The 10749-nt window shown below is 77.8% G+C and carries 1 protein-coding gene; it reads left to right on the top strand.

Annotated elements, in window-relative coordinates:
- Positions 1 to 19: 19 nt before the first annotated feature.
- Positions 20 to 10729, top strand: a complete 10710-nt coding sequence (locus ACWGSR_RS23065; protein WP_453568576.1) for an SDR family NAD(P)-dependent oxidoreductase — start codon at positions 20 to 22, stop codon at positions 10727 to 10729.
- The last annotated feature ends 20 nt before the right edge of the window (positions 10730 to 10749 follow it).

Raw genomic sequence — 10749 nt, 5'->3', positions numbered from 1 at the left:
TTCGGAGAGCGGTTTATCGATGGCGAACGAAGACAAGCTCCGCGACTACCTCAGGCGGACCACCGCCGACCTGCTGCGCACCCGCGCGCGGCTCGACGAGGTCGAGCAGGCCGCCGGCGAACCCCTGGCGATCGTCGGCATGGCCTGCCGCTACCCCGGAGGCGTCCGGTCGCCCGAGGACCTCTGGCGGCTGGTCGCGTCGCGGACCGACGCGATCGGGCCGTTCCCGCGCGACCGCGGCTGGCCGCTCGACCGGCTCGTCGACCCCGACCCGGCCAAGGAGGGCACCACCTACTCCGACCAGGGCGGCTTCCTCCACGACGCCGCCGACTTCGACGCCGAGCTGTTCGGCATCAGCCCCCGCCACGCCCTCACCGTCGATCCGCAGCAGCGGCTGCTGCTGCAGACCGCCTGGGAGGCCTTCGAACGCGCGGGCATCGATCCGCGCTCCCTGTCCGGGCAGTCCGTCGGGGTCTTCGCCGGCGTGATGTACGGCGACTACGGCTCCCGCCACACCCGCGCCCCCGAGGGCTTCGAGGGGTTCATCGGCACCGGGAGCGCCGGCAGCGTCGCGTCCGGCCGGGTCGCGTACACCTTCGGGCTCGAAGGCCCCGCCGTTACCGTCGACACCGCCTGCTCGTCCTCGCTCGTCGCCCTGCACTACGCCGCCCAGGCGGTGCGCCGGGGCGACTGCCGGATGGCCCTGGCCGGCGGGGCGACGGTGATGGCCACCCCGGCGACCTTCGTGGAGTTCAGCCGGCAGCGCGGCCTCGCCCCGGACGGCCGCTGCAAGGCGTACGCCGCCGGCGCGGACGGCACCGGCTGGGCCGAGGGGGCCGGCCTCGTCCTGGTCGAACGCCTCTCCGACGCACTCGCCGCCGGTCACCCCGTCGTCGCCGTGCTGCGCGGCAGCGCCGTCAACTCCGACGGCGCCAGCACCCAGTTGTCCGCCCCGAACGGCTCCGCGCAGCAACGGGTGGTCCGGGCCGCGCTCGACGACGCGGGGCTCGACGCGGCCGACGTGGACGCCGTCGAGGGCCACGGCACCGGGACGGGCCTCGGCGACCCGATCGAGGCCGCGGCGCTGATCGCCGTGTACGGCAGCGGGCGCACCGCCGCCGACCCGCTCTGGCTGGGCTCGCTGAAGTCCAACATCGGACACACCCAGGCCGCCGCCGGCATCGGGGGCGTCATCAAGATGGCCGAGGCGATGCGGCACGGCGTGCTGCCGGCCAGCCTCCACATCGACGCGCCGTCCCCGCACGTCGCCTGGGCCGACAGCGGCGTCGAACTGCTCGCCGAGGAACGCCCCTGGCCCGAGCGGGACCGGCCGCGCCGCGCCGCCGTGTCGTCCTTCGGGATCAGCGGCACCAACGCGCACGTCGTCATCGAGGCACCGCCGGAGCCCGCACGCGGGGCCGCGGCCGGTCCCGCGCCCACGCCCGGGGCCGTGACCGGCTCCGTACCCGAGCCCGCGTCTGCGTCCGCGTCCGTACTCGGGGCCGTACCCGAACCCGTACCGGGCGCCGAGACCGATCCCGCGCCGGATGCAGCCCCCGCCCCGCTCCACGCGTCCGCGCCCGATCCCGGCACCGTGCCCGCGTCCGGTACCGCCGATTCCGACACCGTGCCCGGTACCGCCGATCCCGGCACCGTGCCTGCGTCCGATCCCGCCGATCCCGCCGATCCCGCCGATCACGCCGACGCGCCCCCGCCCGTCGCCTGGGAGCTGTCCGGTCACACCGAGCAGGCGCTGGGCGAGCAGATCGTCCGGCTGCGCGCCCATCTCGACGCGCACCCCGGGCTCGCCCCGGCCGACGTCGCGCACACCCTGAGCACCGGCCGCGCCGCCCTGCCGTACCGGGCCGTCGCCGTCGGCCGCACTCCGGACGACTTCGCCCGGGAGCTCGCGGCCCTCGCGGACGGCGTGCCCTCCCGCCGCACCGCGCGCGGCGAGGCGCACGGCGGCGCCCGCCCCGTCTTCGTGTTCCCCGGGCAGGGCTCGCAGTGGGCCGGCATGGCCCGTGGACTCCTCGCCTCCTCCGAGCCGTTCCGGACCGAACTGACCCGCTGCGCCGGGGCCCTCGCCCCGCACACCGACTGGGACCTGCTCGACGTCGTGTCCCGGGACGACGCCCCCGAGCTCGCCCGCGTCGACGTCGTGCAGCCCGCCCTCTTCGCGGTCATGGTGTCGCTGGCCGCCGCCTGGCGCTCGCTCGGCGTCGAGCCCGCCGCCGTCGTCGGCCACTCGCAGGGCGAGATCGCCGCGGCGTACGTCGCCGGCGCCCTGTCCCTCGACGAGGCCGCCGCGCTCGTGGCCCGGCGCAGCAAGGCCCTCCTCTCGCTCGCCGGCACCGGCGCGATGGCCTCCGTGGAGCTGTCGGCGGACGACACGCGGCGCCGGATCGGCGCCCGTACGGACCTCGGCGTCGCGGCCGTCAACGGCCCCCGCTCCACCGTCGTGTCCGGTGACGCCGACGCCGTCACGGCGTTCGTCGCCGCCGCCCGGGACGACGGCCTGCGCGCCCGTCCGATCCCGGTCGACTACGCCTCGCACTCCCACGCCGTCGAACCGCTGCGGGAAGCCCTGCTGGACGAGTTCGCCGGACTGCACCCGCGCGCCTCCACCGTCCCCTTCCACTCCACGGTGACGGCCGGGGCGGAGGCGAGCGACACCACCCGGCTCGACGCCGCCTACTGGTACGCCAACCTCCGCGAGCCGGTCCTGCTCGCCGACACCGTGCGCGCGCTGATCGACGCCGGCCACCGGCACTTCCTGGAGGTCAGCGCCCACCCCGTGCTCGTCGCCGCCCTCACGGACACGGCCGAGGACGCCCAGCCGGACGAGGAGACGCCCGTCCACGTCTCCGGGACGCTCCGCCGCGACGACGGCGGCCCCGACCGGCTCCTCACCGCCGCCGCCGAGCTGTACGTCGCCGGGGCGGAGGTCCGCCGTCCGGCCGCCGCCGGGGGCCGGACGGTCCCGCTGCCCACGTACGCCTTCCAGGAGCGCCGCTACTGGCTCGACACCCGCACCGGCGCGGACGCGCCCGCCCCGTCCGACCCCGGCGGCCACCCGCTGCTCGGCCCCGCGGTCGAACGCGCCGACGGCCGGGGCGTGCTGTTCACCGGCGCCGTCCCCGCGAGCGGCACGGAACGGAACTGGACGCGCGGACACCGGCTCGGGGACCGGACGCTCCTCGTGTCCGGCGCGCTGACCGAGCTCGCCCTCGCGGCGGGCGAGCGCGTCGGGCTGCCCCGGGTGCGGGAGCTGACCCTGCTCGCCCCCGTCGACGTGCCCGAGGACGCGCCCGTACGGCTCCAGGTGGCCGTCCACGCCCAGGACGACGGCGACGCGACGGTCACCGTGCACGCGCGGCGGGACGACGGCACCCCGGACGCGGCGTGGCTGCTGCACGCCACCGGTGTGCTCACGGAGGAGGAGCCGGGGGAGGGGGACGCCGTCGGCGTCGCGCTCCCGGACGGCGGCGAGCCCGTCGACGTGGCCGCGGGCTACGCCGCCCTCGCCGAGCGCGGCGTGCACTACGAGCCCGCCCTCCGGTCGGTGCGCGAGGCCCGCACGGACGGCGTCACCGTCGTCGCCGACGTCCTCCCCGGGGCCTCGGGGCCGGGGTACGCGATCCATCCGGCGGTGCTCGACGCCGCGCTCCAGGCCTCCTTCCTGGCCGGACTCACCACGACCGCCCCGACCGGTCCGACCGCCCCGACTGGCCTGACCGGTCCGACCGCCCCGGCCGGGGCCGGTACGGCCACGAACGCCGGGGAGGCCACCGTCACGAGCGCCGGGGAGGCCGACACCGTCACGAACGCCGGGAACAATCCCGCGGCACCCCCCGTCACCGTCACCGTCCCCTTCGCCTGGACCGACGTCCGGGTGCACGCCCCCGGCACCCCCGTGGCCCGGATCGCCGTCACCCGGCGCGGCCCCGAGGAGCTCGCGGCCGCCGCCCTCGACGCCGACGGGCGGCCCGTCCTCACCGCCGCCGGGATACGGCTGCGCACCCTGGACGGCCCCCTGCCCGAGGCCCCGCCGACCGTCCCCGCGCGGGCCCGCCGCCTGGGCGTCGTCGGCCCGGCCGGACCGGAGGCCACCGGCCGTCCGGCCGACCCGGCGGAGCTGCTCGCCACGGTCTCCAGGGCGGTCGCCGGCATCCTCGGCTACGACTCGCCCCGGGACGTCCGCCCCGACCGGCCGTTCCGCGACCTCGGCATCGACTCGATCACGGCCGTGCAGCTCCGCGACCACCTCGGCAGGGCCGTCGGGCGCAGGCTTCCCGCCACCCTCGTGTTCGACCACCCCACGCCGCGCGCCGTCGCCTCCTACCTGGCCGCCGGGGCGGCCCCGGCCGACCCGGAGCGGACCCGGCCCGGCACCGCCGCGCGGACCGACGACGACCCGATCGCCATCGTCTCCATGAGCTGCCGCTATCCGGGCGGCGCCGACAGCCCCGAGCAGCTCTGGGCGCTCCTGGAGCGCGGCGGCGACGCCATCGGTGACTTCCCCGGGGACCGCGGCTGGGACCTGGACCGCCTCTTCCACGACGACCCCGACCACCCCGGCACCTCCTACGTCCGGCGCGGCGGGTTCCTCCACGACGCCGCCGACTTCGACGCCGACTTCTTCGAGATGTCCCCGCGCGAGGCCCGGGCCGCCGACCCCCAGCAGCGGCTCCTCCTGGAGACCTCCTGGGAGGCGTTCCAGCGCGCCGGCATCGACCCGGCCGGTCTGCGCGGCTCGCGCACCGGCGTGTACGTGGGCCTGATCTACACCGAGTACGGCGGCCGGGCGCAGGCCGATCCGCGCGAGCACGGCGGCTACCTCGGCACCGGCAGCGCCGGCAGCGTCGCCTCCGGCCGGATCTCGTACACCTACGGCCTGGAGGGCCCGGCCGTCACCGTCGACACCGCCTGCTCCTCCTCGCTCGTCGCCCTGCACCTGGCGGCGCAGGCCCTGCGCGCCGGGGAGTGCGACCTCGCGCTGGTCGGCGGCGCGACGCTGATGGCGACGCCCGCCACGTTCGTCGAGTTCAGCCGGCAGCGCGGGCTGTCCCCGGACGGCCGCTGCCGCGCCTTCGCGGACGCCGCCGACGGCACCGGCTTCAGCGAGGGCGTCGGACTGCTGCTCGTGGAGCGCCTGTCGGACGCGCGGCGCAACGGGCGTCAGGTCCTCGCCGTGCTCCGGGGCTCCGCCACCAACCAGGACGGCGCCAGCAACGGCCTCACCGCCCCCAACGGCCCCTCCCAGCAGCGGGTCATCGAGGAGGCGCTGCGCAACGCCGGGCTCGCGCCCTCGGACGTCGACGCCGTCGAGGCCCACGGCACCGGCACCACCCTCGGCGACCCGGTGGAGGCGCAGGCGCTGCTCGACGCGTACGGCGCGGGCCGGGACGGCCGGCCGCCGCTCCGGCTCGGCTCGCTGAAGTCGAACATCGGGCACACCCAGGCCGCGGCGGGCGTCGGCGGCATCATCAAGATGGTCCAGGCGCTGCACCACGAGACGCTGCCGCGCACCCTCCACGTCGACGCGCCGACCCGGCACGTCGACTGGGAGCGCGGCGGACTGGCCCTGCTCACCGAGAACGTCCCCTGGCCCGCGGGCGAACGCCCGCGCCGCTTCGGCGTCTCGGCGTTCGGGATGAGCGGCACCAACGCCCACGTCGTCATCGAGGAGCCCCCGGCGCCGGACCGCCCGGAGGACGCACCGGACCACGGACCCGGCGGCGGCGTCCCGTACGCGCTGGTCCTGTCCGCGAAGTCCGAGGGCGCCCTGCGGGGCGAGGCCCGGCGCCTGCTGACCCACCTGGAGGCCCGCCCGGACACCGAACTGAACGCCGTAGCCGCCGAACTCGCGGGCGTCCGGAGCGTGTTCGCGCACCGCGCGGTCGTCGTCGCCGGGGACCGCGCCGCGGTCCTCGAAGGGCTGGCCGCCGTCGCGGACGACGCCCCGTCCCCGTACGTCGTCACCGGCCACGCCCCCGCCGACCGCGCCCCGGTGTTCCTCTACCCGGGCCAGGGCGCCCAGTGGCCCGGCATGGCGCGCGAACTCCTGGACCGCTCGCCCGCGTTCGCCGGGCGGATCGCCGAGGTCGCGGCCGTCCTCGACCCGGTCACCGGCTGGTCGCTGCTCGACGCGCTGCGCGGCGACGCCGACCTGTCCCGGGTGGACGTCGTCCAGCCCGTGCTCTGGGCGACCATGACCGGCCTCACGGCGGTGTGGGAGTCGTTCGGAGTGCGCCCGGCGGCCGTCGTCGGACACTCGCAGGGCGAGATCGCCGCGGCCCCGGCGGCCGGGGCGCTGTCCCTCGCCGACGCGGCCGCCGTCGCCGCACTGCGCAGCAGGTCCCTCCGCGCCCTCGCGGGCGGCGGCGCGATGCTGTCGGTGGCCGCCGACGAGACCGCGGTCCGGGAGGTGCTCGACGCGACGGGCGCGGCGGCGGGCGTCGCCGCCGTCAACGGCCCCCGGTCCACGGTGGTCGCGGGCCCGCCCGCCGAGGTCGAACGGGTCCGCCGCGCCTTCGACGGGCGGGGCGTCCGCGTCCGGCTCATCGACGTCGACTACGCCTCGCACTCCGCCCAGGTGGAGTCCCTGGAGGCGGAACTCCTCGCCGTGCTCGCGGAGACCGGGCCCCGCGACGCCTTCACGGCCGAGGTCTTCTCGACCGTGACCGGCGGGCCCGTCACGCCCGGCGACCCCGAGTTCGGCTGGCCCGCCTACTGGTACCGGAACCTGCGCGAGACCGTGCGGCTGCGGACGGCCGTGGAAGCCGCCCTCGCGGCGGGCCACGAGGTGTTCGTCGAGATCAGCCCGCACCCGGTGCTCGGCGTCGGGGTCCAGGACGTCCTCGACGCCGCGCCCGGCGGCGACGCCACCGCCGTCCTCGGCACGCTCCGCCGCGACGAGGGCGGCCTCGACCGGGTGCTGCGCTCCGTCGCGGAGGCCTGGGTCCAGGGCGTGCCGGTCGACTGGACCGCCCACACCGGACCCCGGACACCGGGCCTGCCGCCCCTGCCCACGTACGCCTTCGACCGGCGGAGGCACTGGCTCGACCCGGCCGCCCCCGGACCCGCGGCCGGGCCCCCGGCCGCCGGCCTGCGCCCGGCCGGCCACCCGCTCCTCACCGGCGCGGTCCGCACTGCCGGGGCCGACGGGCTGCTGCTCCTCGGCCGGCTCTCCCCGCGCGAGCAGCCGTGGCTCGACGACCACGCCGTGGACGGCACGGTCCTCGTCCCCGGCGCCGTCCTCGCCGAACTCGCCCTGTACGCGGGCGGACTGGCGGGCGCCGGACAGCTGGAGGAACTGGTCCTGCGGGAGCCGCTGGTGCTCGCGGCGGACGGGCCCGACGGCGGCGCCGTCGAGATCCAGGTGGCCGTCGGCCCCCCGGAGCGGGACGGCGTACGCCCCCTGACCGTGCACGCCCGGCCCGTCGAGGACCGATCCGTCTCCGGACGGCCAGTCGAGGACCGGACCGACGGCGACCGATCCGTCTCCGGACCGACCGCCGGCGACCGGACCGGCGCCGATCCGCTCGGAGCGCCGTGGACCGCCCACGCCACCGGCACCCTCGCGCCCGAGGGGGAGCGCCCCGAAGCGCTCCCGGGCCCCTGGCCGCCGTCCGGCGCCGACCCGGTCGACGTCGACGCGCTGTACGACGACCTGGCGCTCAAGGGCTATCAGTACGGACCCGCCTTCCGCCGTCTGCGCGCCGCGTGGCGGTCCGGCGACGAGGTGCACGCCGAACTGTCCCCGACCGCTCCGGCGCCCGGGTTCCGGATCGCGCCGACCCTGCTCGACGCCGCCCTGCACGCCGTCGGCGCCGCCGGTCTGTTCCCCGACGACGGAGCCGTCCGGCTGCCCTTCAGCTGGCGCGGTCTGCGGCGGTACGGCGACGTCCCGGACACCGTCCGCGCCCACCTGCGGCGCGGCGCGGGCGACACCGTCTCCGTGTCCTTCACCGGCGCCGACGGCACCCCCGTGGCGGACCTCGACGCCGTGGCCTTCCGGGTCGCCGAGCCCGTCGGGGCGGACCCCCTGTACACCCTCGGCTGGGAGGCGGCCCCGGCCCCGGACGGCCCCGTCGCCGCCCCCGGACGGGAGGTGTGGGAACTCGGCTCGCCCGGACACCCCGACCTCGCCGCCGTACGGGCGGCGCTCGACGCCGGAACCCGCCCGCCCGGAGCCCTCGTGCTGCCGGTCCCGGACCCCGGCGACGACCGCCCGGAGACCCTGCGCGGCACCCTGGAGGCGCTCGTCGCCACCCTGCGGGACGGACTCGCCGAACCCCGCCTGGACTCCGCCCGCCTCGTCGTGCGGACCCGGCGCGCCGTCGAGGCCGTGCCCGGCGAGGGCGTCGCCGGACCGGTCGGCGGCGCGGTCTGGGGCCTGGTCCGCAGCGTGCAGACCGAGGAACCCGGCCGGGTCGTCCTCGTCGACGCGGACGGCCCCGGCGGGGACCTGCCGCCGCGGGTCCTGGCCGGCGGCGAGAACCAGTTCGCGCTGCGCGGCACGGACCTCCTGGTGCCCCGGCTCCGCCCGTACCGGCCGGCCCTCGCCCCGGACACCGGCCGGGACGGGAACTGGCGGCTCGCCACCGGCGGGAGCGGCTCGGCCGACGACCTCGTGCGCCGCCCGGTGCCCGAACGGCCCCTCGGCCACCACGAGGTGCGGATCGCCGTCCGCGCCGCCGGACTCAACTTCCGCGACGCCATGCTCGCCCTCGGCATGTACCCGGGCGAGGCCGAACTCGGCACCGAGGCGGCCGGCGTGGTCCTCGCCACGGGCGACGGCGTCGTCGGGCTCGCCCCGGGCGACCGGGTCATGGGCCTGGTGTCCGGCGGCATCGGACCGGTCGCCGTCACCGACCACCGGCTGCTCGCCCCGATCCCCGACGGCATCGACTTCGCGCGGGCCGCCACCGTGCCCGCCGTCTTCCTCACCGCGTACTACGCCCTCGGCGACCTGGCCGACGCGAAACCCGGGCAGTGGCTGCTCGTCCACTCCGCCGCCGGCGGCGTCGGCGGCGCCGCGATCCAGCTCGCCCGCCACTGGGGCCTGCACGTCTTCGGCACCGCGGGCCTCGCCAAACACCCCGCCGTCGAGGCCGCCGGACTGCCCGCCGACCGCATCGGCAACTCCCGCGACCTGTCCTTCGTCCCCGAGGTCCGCGCCGCCACCGGCGGACGCGGCGTGGACATCGTCCTCAACTCCCTCGCGGGGAGGTTCGTGGACGCCTCCCTCGAACTGCTCGCCCCCGGCGGCACGTTCGTCGAGATGGGCAAGACCGATCTGCGCGACGCCTTCCGCGTCCGGGCCGAACACGGCGTCGGCTACCGCTCCTTCGACCTGATGGAGGCGGGACCCGACCGCATCCAGGAGATGCTCGCCGACCTCGTCGAGCTGCTGCGGACCGGCGTCCTCGCACCGCTCCCGGTGACCGCCTGGGACGTGAACCGGGCCCCGACGGCCCTGCGCCACATCAGCCTCGCCCGGCACACCGGCAAGGTGGCGCTGCGCGTCCCACGGCCGGTCGACCCGGACGGCACCACCCTGATCACCGGCGCGTACGGCGGCGTCGGCCGGCTCGTCGCCCGCCACCTCGCCGCCCGGCACGGCGTACGGCACCTGCTCCTCGTCGGCCGGCGCGGCCCGGACACGGAAGGGGCCCGCGCCCTGCACGCCGAACTCGCCGCCCTCGGGGCCGAGGTGACCTCCGTCGCCGCCGACGTCGGCGACGAGTCGGCGGTCGCCGCGCTGCTCGCCGGCATCCCGGCCGAGCACCCCCTGACGGCGGTCGTGCACGCCGCGGGCGTCCTGGACGACGCGACGCTGCGCACCCTCGACCCGGCCCGCCTCGACGCGGTGCTGCGGCCCAAGGCCGACGGCGCACGCCACCTGGACCGGCTCACGCGGGACGCCGACCTCGCGGCGTTCGTCCTGTTCTCCTCCGCGGCCGGCCTCGTCGGCAGCGCGGGCCAGGGCGCGTACGCCGCCGCCAACGTCCACCTGGACGCCCTGGCGACGGCCAGGGCCCGGGCGGGCCTCCCGGCCACCTCGGTGGCCTGGGGTCTGTGGCACTCGGAGAGCGGCATGACCGGCACGCTGTCCCGGGCTGACCGGGCCAGGATGAGCCGCGGCGGGCTCCTGCCGCTGTCCCCGGAGCGCGCCCTCGCCCTCCTCGACGCGGCCCTGGAGGCCGGGGAGCCGGCGCTCGCCGCCGTACGGCTCGACGCGGCCCGGCTCGCGGCGGAGGCGGAACCCGCGCCGCCGCTGCGCTCCCTCGTCCGCCCCCGGGCCGCGGCGCCCGCCGACGGCGGGGAGCCGGCCGGCGACGGGCTGTCCGAGCGGATCGCGGCGGCCGCACCGGAGCGGCGGCGGGAACTGGTGGCCGACACCGTGTTCCGGCACATCGCCACCGTCCTCGGCGCCGCGCCCGGCACGGACGGCGCCACGGACGGCCGGACCTTCAAGGAGCTCGGCTTCGACTCGCTCACCGCGGTCGAGCTGCGCAACCGGCTCGGCCGGGCGACCGGCCTGCGGCTCCCGGCGACCCTGGTCTTCGACCACCCGACGCCCGAGGCGCTCGCCGACCACCTCCTGGACCGGCTGGCTCCCGCACCGGGGACGGCGGACCCGGACGCGGCGGACGCGGCCGGCGCCCCGTCGACTGCGGAGGAGCTCTTCCGCTTCATCGACGCCGAGTTCCGATCCTGATCCCGACGACGAGAGGGGGC

Source organism: Streptomyces sp. NPDC055632 (assembly GCF_053618675.1).
This window is presented reverse-complemented; position numbering and strand designations above follow the sequence as displayed.